Raw genomic sequence first — 16,203 nt, forward strand, 5'->3', positions numbered from 1 at the left:
CCATGGACCGGCGCTACCATCACCCGCCGATATACGCGGTGATCTCCGCCTCGGCCAGCACCTGCCGCAACTGTGTCACGGATGCGCGCCGCATCGGCTTCTCATCCACCGGCGACAGCGGCGCCTGGCGCAGGGCGTCGTACGGCAGCACCGCGAGGTCGAAGGTCAGCTCTTCGGCACTGAACACCCACACCGGCACGTCCAGGCAGCGTTCGCGGTCCATGCGCAGGCGGCGTGTTCGCGATTCGGCGGGGATGCCGTGTTCGTCCAGGAAGCGATGCACGGCTTCCGGGTCGTCACTGTGCAGGTGCAGCTGCACGGGGCTGTTGGCGTCGGCGGTGCCGTCCAGTACCGGACCGGCCAGGCGCGGGGAGAAGCCGTGCAGGAACTCCAGAGCACGCATGGCGGCTTCACGGCGGCGCTGCAGTTCGTTGCCGTGCTGGGGCCCGGAGAACAGCCGCTGGTACTCGCGCAGGGCGTCTTCGATCTCGGTATTGCGGGGCAGGGAGGCATCGTCGTGGATGCCGAGCCGGCTGGCGGCCTTCAACTTGGCCTGGTGGTAGTCGCGGATGCCGCCTTCGGCCATCAGGCGGGCGGCTTCGTGGGCGAGGCGGTGGCGCCGCTCGCGGGTCTGGCTGGCAGCATGCTGACGGGCGCGATGCATGCGATGACTCCCTGTTGCGACCTGGCTACAGACTAGCGCACGGATGTGACATCTGCGTGGGTATGGCGGATGCAACCGCTTTGGTAGGTGCCGACCTTGGTCGGCACGGGGCGCCAACCGACGTTGGCAACTACCGGGGCGGCATCGGTGCCAACCGAGGTTGGCACCCACCAACGCTTTGGTAGATGCCGACCTTGGTCGGCACAGGGCGCCAACCAAGGTTGGCAACTACCGGGGCGGCATCGGTGCCAACCGAGGTTGGCACCCACCAACGCTTTGGTAGGTGCCGACCTTGGTCGGCACAGGGCGCCAACCAAGGTTGGCAGCTACCAGAGCTGCATCGGTGCCAACCAAGGTTGGCACCCACCAACGCTTTGGTAGGTGCCGACCTTGGTCGGCACGGGGCGCCAACCAAGGTTGGCAGCTACCGGGGCGGCATCGGCGCCAACCAAGGTTGGCAACTACCGGGGCGGCATCGGCGCCAACCAAGGTTGGCAACTACCGGGGCGGCATCGGCGCCAACCGAGGTTGGCATCTACCAGAGCGGCACCTACCGAACCCTTCCTCAGAAGATATCGAACGCGGCGGCGTCGGCCTGCGGCGTATTGAGGTTCAGGTCGTAGTCGGTCAGGCGGTCCATGTCTTCCACCTTCACCCACTCGGTGGCGCCGTTGAGGGTGGCCTGGACCATGCCGCTGGGCGGTTCGTTCTGTGCGATCGGGGTGTCCTTCAGCGCGGTGCGCATGTAGTCGATCCAGATCGGCAGGGCGGCCTTGCCACCGTATTCGCGGTAACCCAGCGAACGGAAGTCGTCGCGGCCCACCCACACGGTGGTCACGTACGGGCCGCCGAAGCCGGAGAACCAGGCGTCACGGTGGTCGTTGGTGGAGCCGGTCTTGCCACCCACGTCCTCGCGGCCGAGCACCTTGGCCTGGGCACCGGTACCGCGCTGGACCACGTCGCGCATCATCGACACCAGCTGGTACGCGGTGCGGGCGTCGATCGCGCGCGGAGCGGTGCGGGCATCGGGGTTGACCGGCGCGGCCGGGGTTTCGGTCTTGGCTTCGGCCTTGGCGGCAGCGGCCGGGTCCACCTTCGGGGCCGGGGCACCGAAGTTGAAGCCGTCCACCACCTGGTTGACCGGCTGGTCGCTGCTGCCGGCGCAGTCGCGGCAGGCCAGTGCCGGGTTTTCCTTGAACACCAGGTTGCCGTCGCGGTCATTGACCTGGTCGATCAGCCACGTATCCACGCGCGAGCCGCCGTTGGCGAACACGGCGTAGCCGCGGGCCACCGACAGCGGGGTCAGCGAGGCGGTACCCAGCGACATCGACAGGTTCGGCGGCAGTTCCGATTCGGCGAAGCCAAACTCGCTGATGTACTTGCGCGCGTAGTCCACGCCCATGCCATCGAGCAGGCGCACCGAGACCAGGTTGCGCGACTGCACCAGCGCTTCACGCAGGCGCATCGGGCCGCGGAAGCCGCCACCGTCGTTCTGCGGGGCCCAGGTCTTGCCGCGGCGGTCGCGGAACACGACCGGGGCGTCGAGCACGATCGAGGCCGGGTTGTAACCCTTGTCGAAGGCAGCCGCGTAGACGAACGGCTTGAAGCTCGAACCCGGCTGGCGACGGGCCTGAGTGGCGCGGTTGAACTTGTTGCCGGAGAAGCTGAAGCCACCCACCAGCGCCTTCAGCGCGCCGTTGTGGGCATCCAGCGAGACCAGCGCGGACTGGCCGCGCGGGATCTGGTCCAGCAGCCACTCACCTTCCTTGGCACCGGCGCGCACGCGCACGATGTCGCCGCGCTGCACCAGCTTGCCCGGGGTCTTGTTGGTCCACTTGGCGGCGCCGGCCGGCAGCACGATCTCGCTGCGGTTTGCCAGCACCACCGTTGCGCTGCCATCGGCACCGGTGCTGGCGACGATGGCCGGCAGCAGGCCGGCCTGGCCGTACATGCCACGCAGGTGCTCGGCCAGGGCAGCGGCGTCTTCGCCGGCACCCACCTGCACCTGCTTCTCCACGCCGTGCCAGCCGTGGCGGTGGTCGTACAGCAGCAGGCCGTCGCGCACCGACTGGTTGGCGGCGGTCTGCAGGGTGGCATCGATGGTGGTGGTGACGTGGTAACCCTTGTTGACCACATCGCCGCCGAAGCGGGCGATCATTTCCTGGCGCACCAGCTCGGCCACGTAAGGGGCATCGACCTGCACCGGCGGCTCATGCGCGGTGGCGTGCATGGGCACGGCCTTGGCCGCGTCGGCCTCGGCCTGGCTGACGAACTTCAGGTCGGCCATGCGCTGCAGCACGTAGTTGTCGCGGCGCTGGCGGGCACGTTCCGGGTTGGAGATCGGGTTGCCCGAAGACGGGAACTTGGGGATGCCGGCCAGCGAGGCCATTTCATCCAGGTCCAGCTCGTTCAGCTTCTTGCCGTAGTAGAACTCGGCGGCGGCGGCCACGCCGTAGGCACGGTTGCCGAAGAAACTCTTGTTCAGGTACAGCTCGAAGATCTCGTCCTTGCTCAGCTCGGACTCGATCTTCCGCGCCAGCAGGATCTCGGCCAGCTTGCGGGTGTAGCTGTACTCGGAGCTGAGGAAGAACTGGCGGGCCACCTGCTGGGTGATGGTGGAGCCACCCGGCACGCGCTTGTCGTTGGTGGTGGCCAGCAGCCACACCGCGCGGCCGATGCCCATGTAGTCCACACCGCCATGCTCGTAGAAGCGGGCATCCTCGGTGGCCAGGAACGCCTGCTTCAGGCGCTCGGGCACGTCCTTCATGGTGATGGGGGTACGACGGGTCTCGCCGAACACCGCCATCAGCTTGCCGTCGGCGGCATAGACGTACATGGGCTCCTGCATTTCCACGTCGCGCAGGGTCTGCACGTCGGGAAGCTTGGAGGACACGGCGTAGTACAGACCGCCCACGGCGGCCGCGCCGATCAGCGCCAGGACCAGGACAATCAGGAAGATCCAGCGCAGCCAGCGGCGGAGTCGAGTCATCGGGTTCAGATTCCGATTGCGAATTTCGTGGTCGCAGAGTATAGATTACGCAAGGTGGCGGCTGGGGTCGGCACCGGGGAGCGCAAGGGGAACAGTCAGGGGCTGCATGGTGAATCCGTGAGGGACTTCACAGCAGGGCCGTTGCCATTTGCTAAGAATACGTTATTAATGCTCGGGCGCAGGTCTTGCGTCCAAGTGCCCGTCGGCAGGGGAGAAACCGTGGGGCTCATCCCAAAAAGTCAGTCGCCGCTTGTAGGCGTCGACATCAGTTCGACTGCGGTAAAGCTTTTGCAGCTGTCCCGCAGTGGCAATCGTTTTCGTGTGGAACATTACGCTGTGGAACCTCTTCCGCCGAATGCGGTGGTGGAGAAGAACATCGTGGAAGTGGAGGCCGTGGGTGAGGCCATCCGCCGCGCGATGAACCGCTCGGGGAGCAAGGCCAAGCTGGCCGCTGCCGCCGTCGCTGGGTCGGCGGTGATCACCAAGGTGATCCCGATGCCGGCCGAGCTCGACGAGAACGACATGGAAGCCCAGATCGAGCTGGAAGCGGTCAACTACATTCCGTACCCGATCGAGGAAGTGAACCTGGACTTCGAGGTGATCGGGGCGATCCCGAACAACCCGGAGATGGTCCAGGTGCTGCTGGCCGCGTCGCGTTCGGAGAACGTGGAACTGCGCCAGTCGGCGCTGGAGCTGGGTGGCCTGCAGGCCAAGGTGATGGACGTGGAGGCCTTCGCGGTCGAGAACGCCTATGCCCTGGTCGCCAGCGAGCTGCCGGTATCCATCGAGGGTGTGGTCGCGCTGGTCGACATCGGTGCCACCATGACCACCCTCAATGTCCTGCGCGGCGGCCGCAGCCTGTACAGCCGCGAACAGGTGTTCGGTGGCAAGCAGCTGACCGACGAGATCATGCGCCGCTACGGCCTGAGCTACGAGGAAGCCGGACTGGCCAAGCGCCAGGGCGGGCTGCCGGAAAGCTACGAGATGGAAGTGCTGGAGCCGTTCAAGGAAGCCACGGTCCAGCAGATCAGCCGCCTGCTGCAGTTCTTCTACGCAGGCAGCGAGTTCAATCGCGTTGATCACATCGTGCTGGCCGGCGGCTGCGCCGTGCTGGGCGGTCTGCCGGAAATGGTCGAGGAACAGCTGGGCGTGCCGACCGTGGTCGCCAACCCGCTGGCGCAGATGACCCTGGGGCCGAAGGTGAACGCGCATGCGCTGGCCCAGGATGCCCCCGCGCTGATGATCGCAACCGGTCTGGCGCTGAGGAGCTTCGACTGATGGCACGCATCAATCTATTGCCCTGGCGCGCCGAGCGGCGCAAGCAACGCCAGCGCGAGTTCTACGCAATGCTGGGCATGGCCGCGATCGGTGGCCTGCTGCTGTCGCTGGTGATCTGGTTCTACTACGACCGCCAGGTGAGCGGCCAGATGGACCGCAACGCCTATCTGGAAGCCGAGATCGAGAAGGTCAAGGAACAGAACAAGGAGATCGACCGCCTCGACGCCCAGAAGGACCGCCTGCTGGCCCGCAAGAAGGTGATCGAGGAACTGCAGGCCAAGCGCTCGCAGATGGTGCACCTGTTCGATGCGCTGGTGCGTACGATTCCTGACGGCGTGGTGCTGACCGCCCTGCAGCAGGAAGGGGACATGCTCACCCTCGAGGGACGCACCCAGTCCAATGCACGCGTGTCGGCTTACATGCGCAACCTGGAAACCTCCGGCTGGATGACCAACCCGGAGCTGTCGATCATCCAGGCCAGTGCCGGAGACAAGAGTGCAGCCGGCCCGGTATCGGACATCAAGGCACTGCCGTACATGTTCAAGGTCACGGTGAAGCTGCCTGCGCAGAGTGAAGAGACCGGCACCCCCGGTTTGAATGCTGATGGCAGCGTGGCGGCCGCGCCGGCTGCGACGCCCGCCGTGGCGGCGCTTGCCGCCGGCCCCGATGCGGCGGCCCCGGCCGCTGCACCAGCATCGGCTCCGGCCCCACCGGCGGCGGCCCCGGCAGCAGCGCCCGCCAGCGCTCCGGCCACTGCGCCTGCACCGGCCAAGCCGAACCAGCCCGCTGCACCGGCACCGGCCGCCAGGCCTGAGGGCAGCCGCCTGGCGCAGCCGCCGCAGGCCTCTTACGCCCCGCTGCAGGGGGATCGCGCATGAGCCAGAAAATCGATCTGAAGAACCTGGATTTCAACGACATCGGCAACTGGCCGCAGAAGGCCAAGATCGTCTTCTGTTCGTTGCTGGCGCTGGTCATCATGTTCGTTGCGTGGATGCTGCTGATCAGCGGCAAGCGCGATGAACTGGCCAGCCTGGAATCGAAGGAAAGCGATCTGCGTACCGAGTTCTCCAAGCAGCAGGAACGCGCGGTGAACCTGGGGCCGCTGAAGCAGCAGCTGGCGCAGATGGAGCAGGTGCTGCAGCAGATGCTGCGGCAGCTGCCCAGCAAGACCGAAATGCCGGACCTGATCATCGACATTTCGCAGACCGCGCTGTCCAGCGGCCTGACCAGCCAGCTGTTCGAGCCGGAACAGGAGCAGGTCAAGGAGTTCTACGCCGAGAAGCCGATCAAGCTGAAGATGGTGGGCAGCTACCACCAGTTCGGTGCGTTCGTCAGTGGCGTGGCCTCGCTGCCGCGCGTGGTGATCCTGACCATGCACGACATCAACCTGAAGCCTGCGGACAAGGCGGGTGGCGGTTCACGTGCCGGTGCGCTGGAGTTGTCCGGCACGGTCAAGACCTACCGGTATCTCGACGAGACCGAGGTGCAGGAACAGCAGAAGGCTGAAGCCGGCAAGGAGGGCAGCAAGTGATCCGTTCCTTCTTTGCACGTTGCGGGATGGTCGCTGCCGTGTTGCTGCTGGCCGCTTGCGGCCGTGGCGTGACCAGCACGCCGGGCGACGCGCCGAATCTCGAGAAGTGGGTGGAAAGCGAACGTGCCCGGCCGGCGCAGCCGCTGGAACCGTTGCCTGTGATGCAGCAGTTCGAGACCTTCGAGTACTCCGCGCAGGGCCTGCGTGATCCGTTCACCGATGCCTGGACCAATCCGCAGGGGAATGGCGGATTGCGGCCGGATCCGAACCGGCGCAAGGAGCCCCTGGAGGGCTTCCCGCTGGACGCACTGGACATGGTCGGTACCATCGGCACCGGCGGCGGCACCGTCGCGCTGGTGATGGGGCCGGACAAGGTGACCTACCGGGTGCGCCCGGGCGGTTACCTGGGGCAGAGCGACGGGCGGGTCACTGCGGTCTTCGAAGACCGTGTGGAGCTGATCGAGCTGGTGCCGGATGGCGCGGGCGGCTGGCTGGAACGGCCGGCAACGCTCTCGCTTGAAGATCAATGATCGTTTACTGGGGATAGCACGATGACCTTTCACCAAGCCAAGGGGCTGCGTCCCATCCGGCGCTCTACCTTGAACCGTGTCAGCGCGTTGGGAGTCGCGCTGATGCTGGCCTGCGCTCCGGCGCTGGCCGCCGCACCGGCGGAGAAGCCGGTGGGCACCACCGTCGCACCGGCCGCGGCACCCGCCGGCCTGTCGGTGGCCAAGATCGATTTCAAGCGCGGCGATGATGGCGCGGGCCGCCTGATCGTGCAGTTTGACGGCCAAGGCGCGATCCCGGACCTGCGCACGCAGGGCAACAGCGTGGTGGTCGACGTCGGCAATGCCCGCCTGCCGGCCAACCTGCAGAAGCCCCTGAATGTCGTCGACTTCGCCACGCCGGTGCAGCGCATCGACGCCAAACCGTCCGGCGCCGGCACCCAGCTGGTGCTGAGCACCGGTGGTGCGGTGGAGTCGTTGGCCTACCAGAGCGGCAACGAATACGTGGTCGAGATCAGCGCGCGGCAGGCTCCGGCCGCCGTCGGTGCAGTGACCGCAGGCAGCGTCACCCAGGCGGCAAAGGCCGTCGGCCAGCGTGGCTTCACCGGCAAGCCGGTGACCTTCAACTTCCAGGACGTGCCGGTGCGCACCGTGCTGCAGTTGATCGCCGAAGAGTCCAACCTCAACGTGGTGGCCTCCGACTCGGTGCAGGGCAATGTGACGCTGCGCCTGGTCAACGTGCCGTGGGACCAGGCGCTGGACATCGTGCTGCGTGCCAAGGGCCTGGACAAGCGACGCGACGGCAGCGTGATCTGGGTCGGCCCGCAGGCCGAACTGGCCAAGTTCGAGCAGGAGAAGGAAGACGCTCGCATCGCCATCGAGAACCGCGAAGACCTGGTGACCGATTACGTCCAGATCAACTACCACAGCGCCACCCAGATCTTCAAAGCCCTGACCGAAGCCAAGGGCATCGGCGGTGGTGGCGGTGGGGGTGGTGCAGGTGGCGGTGGTGGTGGGTCGTCGCAGGAGGAAAGTGGCTTCCTGTCCGGCCGTGGCCGCATCGTCGCCGACGAGCGCACCAACACGCTGATGATCAGCGACATTCCGAAGAAGATCGCACGCATGCGTGAGCTGATCAACGTGATCGACCGCCCGGTCGACCAGGTGCTGATCGAGAGCCGCATCGTCATCGCGACCGATACGTTCGCACGTGAGCTGGGTGCGCGGTTCGGCATCAGCGGCAGCCGTGACAACGCCTACTTCAGTGGCAATCTGGAAGCCAATGAGGCAACCCGGAAGGCGCAGGTCGAAGCCAATGCGACCAACGCCAAGGCGTACCGCGACTGGGTGGCGGGCGGCAGCACCGGCCCGGCGCCGATTCCGGTCGGTTCGGCGATCACCCGTGGCCTGAACTGGGCCATGCCGGCGGCATCGACCAACCCGGCAGGCTCGCTGGCACTGTCGATTCTCAATGCGGGCTACCTGCTGGACGTGGAGTTGTCGGCCATGCAGGAAGAGTCGCGTGGCGAAGTGATCTCCAACCCGCGCGTGGTCACCACCAACCAGCGCGAGGCCCTGATCAAGCAGGGTAAGGAAATCGGCTACGTGACCATCAGTGCCGGTGCGGGTGGTGTCGCCACGCCGAATGTGCAGTTCAAGGAAGTGGTGCTGGAGCTGAAGGTCACCCCGACCATCACCAACGACAACCGCGTGTTCCTCAACATGCAGGTGAAGAAGGATGAAGTGGATCGGCTGATCCAGCTGGAAGGCTACGGTACCGTGCCGTCGATCAACCGCCGCGAGGTCAATACCGCGGTGCTGGTCGAGGATGGGCAGACCGTGGTCATCGGCGGCGTGTACGAGTTCACCGATCGCAACAGCATCAGCAAGGTCCCGTTCCTGGGTGATGTCCCGTTCCTCGGCAACCTGTTCAAGAAGCGTGGCCGCAGCAAGGACAAGGCCGAGCTGCTGGTGTTCGTGACCCCGAAGGTGCTGCGCGTGGCCAAGCAGAACTGAGCCCGCGTCACCCGCGAAACGCAGAAGGGCCGCCATGCGCGGCCCTTCTGCGTTCGCACAGGTAGATCCACGCCCCCATGTCCAGTAGATCCACGCCATGCGTGGATGGGCCGTTCAGCCGTTCTTGATGCCATTCGCAGGGCACCCTGCGATGATGTCGGGAACCCGTGCCGTCCCGCGCCGGTCAAAGGCCCCCATGAACCTGCCACCGCCGATGCCCGAAACCGTCTCGCCGCCGTCCGCGCCGGCCACCTCCCGCCTGCATGCCGCTTTCAGCCAGCTGCGCGACGCATTGTCGGCCGAGATCGTCGGCCAGGCCGCGCTGGTCGAACGCCTGCTGATCGCGCTGCTGGCCGATGGCCACCTGCTGGTGGAAGGCGCTCCGGGCCTGGCCAAGACCACGGCGATCCGCGCGCTGGCCTCGCGCCTGGAGGCCGACTTCGCCCGCGTGCAGTTCACCCCGGACCTGCTGCCGGCCGACCTGACCGGCACCGAGATCTGGCGCCCGCAGGAAGGCCGCTTCGAATTCGTACCCGGCCCGATCTTCCATCCGATCCTGCTGGCCGATGAAATCAACCGCGCGCCAGCCAAGGTGCAGTCGGCACTGCTGGAAGCGATGGGCGAGCGCCAGGTCACCGTGGGCCGCCACACCTACGCGCTGCCGCCGCTGTTCCTGGTGATGGCCACGCAGAACCCGATCGAGCAGGAAGGCACCTTCCCGCTGCCGGAAGCGCAGTTGGACCGTTTCCTGATGCATGTGCGCATCGGCTACCCGGACCAGGCCGCCGAATCGGAGATCCTGCGCCTGGCTCGCGAGCGCGCCCGTGGTGCGTTGGGCGAAGCCGCACAAGCGCCGGAAAAGCTGCCGATGCAGGATGTGTTCGATGCCCGCCGCGAAGTGCTGGACCTGCACATGGCGCCGGCGCTGGAACGCTACCTGATCGAGCTGGTGCTGGCCTCGCGTGATCCGTCGCGCTATGACGCTGGCCTTGGCCGCCGCATTGCATGGGGCGCCAGCCCGCGCGGTTCCATCGCGCTGGAGCGCTGCGCGCGTGCGCGCGCCTGGTTGGCTGGCCGCGATTTCGTCACCCCCGATGACGTGCGAGCGGTTGCTGCCGACGTGCTGCGCCATCGCGTGCTGCCCAGCTACGAAGCCACCGCTGAAGGCTGGGATGGTGAGCGCCTGGTGCAGGAGCTGCTGGCCCGGGTGCCGGCACCCTGAGCCTGCGCATGACCGATCCATCCCTGCACCACGCCTCCTCCGTCAGTGACGGTGACGGGCTGCGCCCGCAACTGTCCGAACTGGTGGCGCTGCGCCGCCTTGCACAGCGACCGCCGCCGCCACGCCGTGGCCGCGCCGGCAATGCCGGGCAGGCGCCGTCGCCGCTGCGCGGGCGTGGCATGGAATATGCCGAGTCACGCGAGTACGTGGCCGGTGATGATGCACGGCATATCGACTGGCGGGTGACCGCGCGTACCGGACGTGCCCACACCAAGCTGTTCCAGGCCGAACGCGAGCGGGTCAGCCTGATCGTGGCCGATACCTCGCCGGCCCTGTACTTCGGCACCCGCGTGCGCTTCAAATCGGTGCAGGCTGCACGCGCGGGCGCCGTCGCCGCGTGGTCGGCGCAGCGTCGTGGCGATCGCATCGGCGCCCTGCGTGGCAGCGACCGTGAACCACCGATTGCACCGGCAGGCGGCCCGCGCGGCGTATTGCGCGTGCTGGACGCGCTCACCCGCTGGTATGCGCAGCCCCCGGCCGATGACCTTGGCCTGGAACGTGCGCTGGACCATGCCGGTCGCGTCCTGCGCCCGGGTGCACGTGTGCTGGTGCTGGCCGATCCGCAGCAGGCCATCCGCATTCCACCGGCGCGCTGGGGCGCGCTGGCCCAGCACCATGACCTCAGCCTGGTGCTGCTGGTCGATCCGTTGGAGATGCAGCCGCCCTCGGCCGCGCTGCAGTTCCAGACCGCGCAGCAGCGCATCGGTCTCGACCTGCGCCGCAGCGAGGTGCAGGCACATTGGCAGGCGCACTTCGTCGAACCGTTGCAGGCGCTGCGGCGCCAGCTCGGCGCACGCCGCGTCGACGTGCAGGTACTGTCCACCGATGCAGCCAGCGACGCCTGGCTGGCGCCGTCACCGACCGAGGTGCCGGCATGAGCGCGAACCTGCCGCTGCGCGATGTGCAGGTGCCACCCGCCCCATCATGGTGGCCGCCGGCACCGGGCTATCTGATGATCGGCGGCGTGGTGCTGCTGTTGCTGGTGGTGGCGGCCTTCTTCTGGTGGCAACGTCGCCGTCGCCGCCAGCGCTGGTTGCAGCTGTTCGATCAGGAGCTGGCATCTACCGCCGATGCTGCTGCGGAACTGGCGGCCATCGCCGGACTGCTGCGTCGCGCCGCACGCCTGGCGCAGCCCGGCAGTGAATCCCTGCGCGATGACGCCTGGTGGCAGCGCGTGGATCCGAAAGGCACGCTGCCCGCGGCACGTCGCAGTCTGCTGGCGGAAGGCGCCTATCGCCCACTGGTGGACGCCAACGATGTGGCGGCGCTGCGCAGCTGGGCGCGCGAGCGCTATCTGGCCATGCTGCTGGAGCGGCGCCGATGAATCTGCTGGCAAGTTACTGGCCATGGCCGGACCTGCAGCTGGCGTGGCCGTTGGCCCTGCTGGCGCTGCCGTTGCCGTTGCTGATGCGCTGGTGGAAGCGTCGTGCCGATCCCGGCGCTGCGCTGCGGGTGCCCTATGCGGCGACGGAACTGCAAGCGCTGTCCGGTGGCGGCCGCGTTGACGTGTCGTGGCTGCGCACGCTGCTGTTGTGGCTGGGTTGGTGCGCGCTGTGCGTCGCACTGGCTCGCCCGCAACAGCTGGGTGAAGCGATCACGCCGCCGCAGGAGGGCCGGCAGATGATGCTGGCGATGGACGTGTCCGGCAGCATGGGCGAGGGCGACATGGTGCTGGGCGGGCAGGCGGTGGATCGCCTCACTGCCGCGAAGGCGGTGCTGGCCGACTTCCTCGATCGCCGCGCCGGTGATCGCATCGGCCTGCTGATCTTCGGCGACCGCGCCTACACGTTGACGCCGCTTACGGCCGATCTGGCCAGCGTGCGCGACCAGCTGCGCGACAGCGTGGTCGGCCTGGCCGGGCGCGAGACCGCCATCGGTGATGCCATCGGCCTGGCGGTGAAGCGCCTGCGCAGCCAGCCTGAAGGCCAGCGCGTGCTGATTCTGCTGACCGACGGCGTCAGCAATGCCGGCGTGCTGGAACCGCTGCGTGCCGCCGAAGTCGCGCGTGCCGAGGGCGTGCGTATCCACACCGTCGCCTTTGGCGGTGATGGCAGCATGCGCCTGTTCGGTATTCCCATTTCCGCCGACCAGGATCCGGTCGACGAGGCTACCTTGAAGAAGATCGCGAGCATGACCGGCGGCCAGTTCTTCCGCGCCCGCGACACTGCACAGCTGGCCGGCATCTATGCCGAACTGGACCGGCTGGAGCCGATCGCCGCGAAGGGGCCAAGCCTGCGACCGCGCGAGGAACGCTATGCATGGGCGCTGGGCCTGGCCTTGCTGCTGGGCGCATTGGCCTGGCTGTGGCCGGAGCGTCGCCGATGATCGCGCTTGCTTCGAATCTTCCCGACTGGAACGCGCTGCACTTCCTGCGTCCGGAATGGCTGTGGGCGTTGCTGGCGCTGCCGTTGATCATCGCGGTGGCGTTGTATCGGCAGCGGCGCAGCGACGTGTGGCGAACAGCGGTGGATGCCCACCTGTTGCCGCATCTGCTGGCTGCGGGCACGCGCCGCCGTGCACGCCTGCCCTGGGCCGTGCTGCTGGGCTGGACCCTGGCAGCGCTGGCCATGGCTGGGCCGAGTTGGCGGCAGCAGGCACAACCGATGTTCCAGGCCAGCGCACCGCTGCTGGTCGTGCTGGATCTGTCCAGCCGGATCAATGCTACCGATCTGCCGCCGTCGCGCCTGCTGCAGGCTCGGGCGAAAGTGGGCGAGCTGCTGCGTGCCCGCCAGGGTGGCCAGGTGGGCCTGGTGGTCTATGCCGAGGATGCCTACACCGTGGCACCGCTGACCGATGACGGCAGCAACGTCGCGCTGTATCTGGACGCGCTGTCGCCGGATGTGATGCCGCGCGACGGACAACGCGCCGACCGTGGCATCGACTGGGCGACGCGGTTGATGCGCCAGATCGGGGCATTGCGGGGGCAGATCCTGCTGGTCAGCGATCAGGCGGATGATGAAGCGGCACTGGCCGCAGCGCAGGCGCGCAGCCTCGGCATGCAGGTGTCGGTACTGGGGCTGGGCACATCTGCCGGTGCGGCGTACCGGGATGGCACTGGGCAGATCCGCCAGGCCGCGCTGGATGAAGGCAGCCTGCGTGCGGTGGCGACCGCAGGCGGAGGCCGCTATGCCCGCATCGCCACCGATGACAGTGATCTGCGTGCGCTGGGCGTACTTGATGCACGCGAGGGTACTGCAGCGCAGCGGCCCGGCGAGGGCAAGCAATGGCGTGATGAAGGGTTCTGGTTGCTGCCACCGGTGATGCTGCTGGCGCTGCTCGCTTTCCGTCGCCGCGCGCTGCTGGCGGCGGTGCTGGCGGTGGGCCTGCTGCCATGGATGAGTGATGTGCAGGCGCAGGCGCCTGCGGTGCCGGCCGCACCGCCGGCGCAGGGCACGCTGTGGAAGCGCGCCGACCAGGTGCAGCACCAGCGTCTGGCCGAAGGTGCGCAGGCTTACCGCAACGGTGATTTCGCCAGTGCCCGCAAGCAGTTCGAGGGAATCGACAGCGATGCGGGCTGGTACAACCTGGCCAATACGCTGGCCCGCCAGGGCAACTACGACGAAGCCATTGCCGCCTACGACCGCGCGCTGGCACTGCATCCCGGCATGGCCGATGCGGTCGCCAACCGTGCCGTGGTCGATGCCGCGCGCAAGCGCAAGCAGTCGGGCGGCAAAGGCCAGGATCAGCAGAAGCCACCGCAGAACGGGCAGCAGAAGCAGCAGAACGATTCACAGGGCCAGCAGAATCCGCAGGGCCAGCAGAATCCGCAGGGCCAGCAGAATCCGCAGGGCCAGCAGCCGCAGCAGGGCCAGCAGAATCCCGGTCAGGGACAGCCGCAGTCGGGTCAGCAGGGCCAGCCCAATCCCGGTGACGACAAGAACCAGTCGAGCCCGCAGCCCGGCGAGCGCGGCCGCGATGGACAGCAGGCGCCACCACAGGTGGAGGATGCCAAAGCGCAGGCCCAGGCTGATGAGCAGCAGCGCCAGCGCATGCAGCAGGCCATTCAGCAGGCACGTGAGGGCAAAGGCGATCAGGATGGCAAGCCCGTGCCAGGCAGCGACGGCACCACCCCACGCCAACGCGAGGAGCAGCAGGCGGTGGAGGCGTGGATGCGACGCGTGCCGGATGATCCGGGCGCATTGCTGCGGGCCAAGTTCCAGCTGGAAAACGAACGCAGGAAGAGGGAAGGGCGATGACGCGGGCGATCAACATGCACGGGCACTGGCCCCGACAGGTACTGGCGGCACTGCTGCTGTGGCTGCCGCTGCTGGCCTGGGCGCAGCCGCGTGCGTGGCTGGACCGCGACCGCATCGCGATGGGCGACACGGTCACGCTCAATGTCGAGAGCGACCAGGGCGCCCCTGACTTCACACCGTTGCGCACCGACTTCGACCTCAGCGGGCAGACCAGCAGCCGCCAGGTAGCGTGGAGCAATGGCAGCATGCAGCAGCGCAATCTGTATGGCGTGGCACTCACGCCACGGCGTAGCGGTGCACTGGTGGTGCCGGGCCTGCAGGTGGGCAGCGTACGTACCGCACCGTTGACCCTGCAGGTGGATGCCGCTGCCGTGGCCGGTCCCGACAGCAATGCGGTGGCGTTCATCGAAACCGCTGTCGATGACGAGACACCGTATGTGCAGCAGAGCGTAGGCGTGGTGGTGCGGTTGTATTTCGCTTCGCAGTTGGCCTCCGGCGAACTGGTGCTGGATACACCGGCCGGCGCGTCGTTGCAGCGGGTGGGCGATGACCGCACCGATGTGCGACAGGTCAACGGCCGCCGCTACAACGTGGTCGAGCGGCGCTTCCTGCTGATCCCCGAGCGCAGCGGTGCACTTCGGCTGGCCGGTGCGCGCTTCAGCGGGCGCAGTGCCGGTGGCTTCTTCGACGATTTCTTCGGCGGCGGCGACGGGCGCATGAATGCCACCGGCGCCGATCGCACGTTGCAGGTGCAGGCGCAACCGGCACACGCGCCGCAGCCATGGCTGCCGCTGCAGGGCCTGCAGCTGCGCTACACCAGTGCACCGACCAGCGCCCGTACCGGCGAGGCGGCCAACGTGGTGGTGGAGGCGATTGCCGAAGGCGCCACCCGCGCGCAGTTCACCGATCTGCCGGTGCCCGACGTCGGCAACGCCGCGCAGGTGTTCGCCGAACCTGCGCAGTACGAAGAGACCTTCAATGGCAGTACGCCGCGGCTGAAGATCACCCGCCGCTATTCGATCGTGCCGCGCCAGCCGGGTTCGCTGGTGGTGCCGGGGCCGCGCCTGCCGTGGTGGGACGTGCGCAATGGCAAGGCACAGGAAGCGAAGCTGCCGGACCTGACGCTGGCCGTGGTGGCCGGTAACGGGGCTGGCAGTGCGCCACCTGCACCGCTGCCGCCGATCGACACCGATGCGGCGCTGCCGGATGGCGATGGCCAGGACAGCCGTATCGCGGCGACCGATCCGCGCGCCAGTGGTTTGTCCGAGCGGCCATGGCCGTGGATGGGCGCCGCCATCGGCCTGGCGTTGCTGTGGCTGTTGACGCTGTTGTGGGGCTGGCAGCGAGGCCGTCGCCCGCGCGTGGCGGCGCCCGTGGCGGCCAAGGGCGCTGTGCCGGCTGTGGCGACTGGACGTGCCGGCGTGGCCGAACTGCGCCGCGCGCTGGATGGTGAAGGGTTTGATCAGGTGGAAGCGCAGCTGTGTGCGATGGCCGGTGTCGAACGTATCGAGCAGGTCATCGCGCGGCTTGAGGATGCCGCCCAGCGCCAGGTGCTGCAGGAACTGCAGCAGGCGCGCTGGGGTGGGCAGGGCGACCTGGCGTCGCTGCGTGCGCGCTTGCGCGAGGCCTTCCGTGACGGACCGCACTGGTCGGCGGCTGCCGGCACCGCTGACACTGGCCTGGCGCCGCTGTATCCGCCGCGGCGAACCTGAACCGGCGCCGCTTGCGCGCTTTGTTAGAG

At 67.7% G+C, this 16,203-nt stretch carries 13 protein-coding genes; 11 read left to right on the forward strand and 2 right to left on the reverse strand.

The features are described 5' to 3' along the window. Positions 1-19 precede the first annotated feature (19 nt). Positions 20-664 (reverse strand): hypothetical protein, encoded by a 645-nt coding sequence (locus V3B48_RS02730; RefSeq protein WP_329893113.1) that lies wholly within the window; start codon positions 662-664, stop codon positions 20-22. 565 nt (positions 665-1,229) lie between these two features. Further along, complete coding sequence (locus tag V3B48_RS02735) at positions 1,230-3,653, reverse strand: penicillin-binding protein 1A (protein WP_071229171.1); 2,424 nt, start codon at positions 3,651-3,653, stop codon at positions 1,230-1,232. A gap of 219 nt (positions 3,654-3,872) precedes the next feature. Between V3B48_RS02735 and V3B48_RS02740 the strand changes: the two genes are divergently transcribed. The 11 genes from V3B48_RS02740 to V3B48_RS02790 all read left to right on the forward strand — a co-directional run bounded on the left by V3B48_RS02740 (position 3,873) and on the right by V3B48_RS02790 (position 16,174). Next, complete coding sequence (locus V3B48_RS02740; protein WP_010484061.1) at positions 3,873-4,931, forward strand: pilus assembly protein PilM; 1,059 nt, start codon at positions 3,873-3,875, stop codon at positions 4,929-4,931. Next, positions 4,931-5,809 (forward strand): PilN domain-containing protein, encoded by an 879-nt coding sequence (locus V3B48_RS02745; protein WP_329893114.1) that lies wholly within the window; start codon positions 4,931-4,933, stop codon positions 5,807-5,809. Before V3B48_RS02740 ends, V3B48_RS02745 begins: the two co-directional genes overlap by 1 nt. Next, complete coding sequence (gene pilO / locus V3B48_RS02750) at positions 5,806-6,462, forward strand: type 4a pilus biogenesis protein PilO (RefSeq protein WP_005410857.1); 657 nt, start codon at positions 5,806-5,808, stop codon at positions 6,460-6,462. The genes V3B48_RS02745 and pilO overlap by 4 nt, the downstream gene beginning before the upstream one ends. Beyond that, entirely contained in the window at positions 6,459-6,992 is a 534-nt protein-coding gene (locus tag V3B48_RS02755) for a pilus assembly protein PilP (protein ID WP_329893115.1), read from the forward strand. The genes pilO and V3B48_RS02755 overlap by 4 nt, the downstream gene beginning before the upstream one ends. A gap of 21 nt (positions 6,993-7,013) precedes the next feature. Further along, the gene (locus tag V3B48_RS02760) at positions 7,014-8,984 is read left to right on the forward strand and encodes a type IV pilus secretin PilQ family protein (protein ID WP_329893116.1); all 1,971 of its coding nucleotides are present in this window, start codon (positions 7,014-7,016) and stop codon (positions 8,982-8,984) included. A gap of 196 nt (positions 8,985-9,180) precedes the next feature. Then, the gene (locus tag V3B48_RS02765; RefSeq protein WP_032127852.1) at positions 9,181-10,206 is read left to right on the forward strand and encodes a MoxR family ATPase; all 1,026 of its coding nucleotides are present in this window, start codon (positions 9,181-9,183) and stop codon (positions 10,204-10,206) included. A gap of 8 nt (positions 10,207-10,214) precedes the next feature. Then, positions 10,215-11,144 carry a DUF58 domain-containing protein gene (locus V3B48_RS02770; RefSeq protein ID WP_329893117.1) on the forward strand — a complete coding sequence of 310 codons (930 nt, stop codon included), beginning with the start codon at positions 10,215-10,217 and terminating at the stop codon, positions 11,142-11,144. Beyond that, positions 11,141-11,590: a DUF4381 family protein gene (locus tag V3B48_RS02775; protein WP_329893118.1), complete on the forward strand. Its 450-nt coding sequence runs from the start codon at positions 11,141-11,143 to the stop codon at positions 11,588-11,590. Before V3B48_RS02770 ends, V3B48_RS02775 begins: the two co-directional genes overlap by 4 nt. Beyond that, positions 11,587-12,591 (forward strand): VWA domain-containing protein, encoded by a 1,005-nt coding sequence (locus V3B48_RS02780; protein WP_032127855.1) that lies wholly within the window; start codon positions 11,587-11,589, stop codon positions 12,589-12,591. The genes V3B48_RS02775 and V3B48_RS02780 overlap by 4 nt, the downstream gene beginning before the upstream one ends. Continuing rightward, a complete protein-coding gene (locus tag V3B48_RS02785) occupies positions 12,588-14,462 on the forward strand; it encodes a tetratricopeptide repeat protein (protein ID WP_329893119.1) in 1,875 nt (624 codons plus the stop codon). Before V3B48_RS02780 ends, V3B48_RS02785 begins: the two co-directional genes overlap by 4 nt. Next, positions 14,459-16,174, forward strand: coding sequence for a BatD family protein (locus V3B48_RS02790; protein ID WP_329893120.1), 1,716 nt, complete (start codon positions 14,459-14,461; stop codon positions 16,172-16,174). The genes V3B48_RS02785 and V3B48_RS02790 overlap by 4 nt, the downstream gene beginning before the upstream one ends. Positions 16,175-16,203 lie beyond the last annotated feature (29 nt).

The organism is Stenotrophomonas sp. SMYL20 (genome assembly GCF_036320045.1).
Lineage (GTDB): Bacteria > Pseudomonadota > Gammaproteobacteria > Xanthomonadales > Xanthomonadaceae > Stenotrophomonas > Stenotrophomonas maltophilia_A.

What these genes read in the sequence shown, in the direction of transcription:
- V3B48_RS02775 (WP_329893118.1), top strand. Translation starts at nt 11,141, where the DNA reads ATGAGCGCGAACCTGCCGCTGCGCGATGTGCAGGTGCCACCCGCCCCA.
- V3B48_RS02765 (WP_032127852.1), top strand. Translation starts at nt 9,181, where the DNA reads ATGAACCTGCCACCGCCGATGCCCGAAACCGTCTCGCCGCCGTCCGCG.
- V3B48_RS02785 (WP_329893119.1), top strand. Translation starts at nt 12,588, where the DNA reads ATGATCGCGCTTGCTTCGAATCTTCCCGACTGGAACGCGCTGCACTTC.
- V3B48_RS02730 (WP_329893113.1), bottom strand. Translation starts at nt 664, where the DNA reads ATGCATCGCGCCCGTCAGCATGCTGCCAGCCAGACCCGCGAGCGGCGC.
- V3B48_RS02780 (WP_032127855.1), top strand. Translation starts at nt 11,587, where the DNA reads ATGAATCTGCTGGCAAGTTACTGGCCATGGCCGGACCTGCAGCTGGCG.
- V3B48_RS02760 (WP_329893116.1), top strand. Translation starts at nt 7,014, where the DNA reads ATGACCTTTCACCAAGCCAAGGGGCTGCGTCCCATCCGGCGCTCTACC.
- V3B48_RS02735 (WP_071229171.1), bottom strand. Translation starts at nt 3,653, where the DNA reads ATGACTCGACTCCGCCGCTGGCTGCGCTGGATCTTCCTGATTGTCCTG.
- V3B48_RS02745 (WP_329893114.1), top strand. Translation starts at nt 4,931, where the DNA reads ATGGCACGCATCAATCTATTGCCCTGGCGCGCCGAGCGGCGCAAGCAA.
- pilO (WP_005410857.1), top strand. Translation starts at nt 5,806, where the DNA reads ATGAGCCAGAAAATCGATCTGAAGAACCTGGATTTCAACGACATCGGC.
- V3B48_RS02770 (WP_329893117.1), top strand. Translation starts at nt 10,215, where the DNA reads ATGACCGATCCATCCCTGCACCACGCCTCCTCCGTCAGTGACGGTGAC.
- V3B48_RS02790 (WP_329893120.1), top strand. Translation starts at nt 14,459, where the DNA reads ATGACGCGGGCGATCAACATGCACGGGCACTGGCCCCGACAGGTACTG.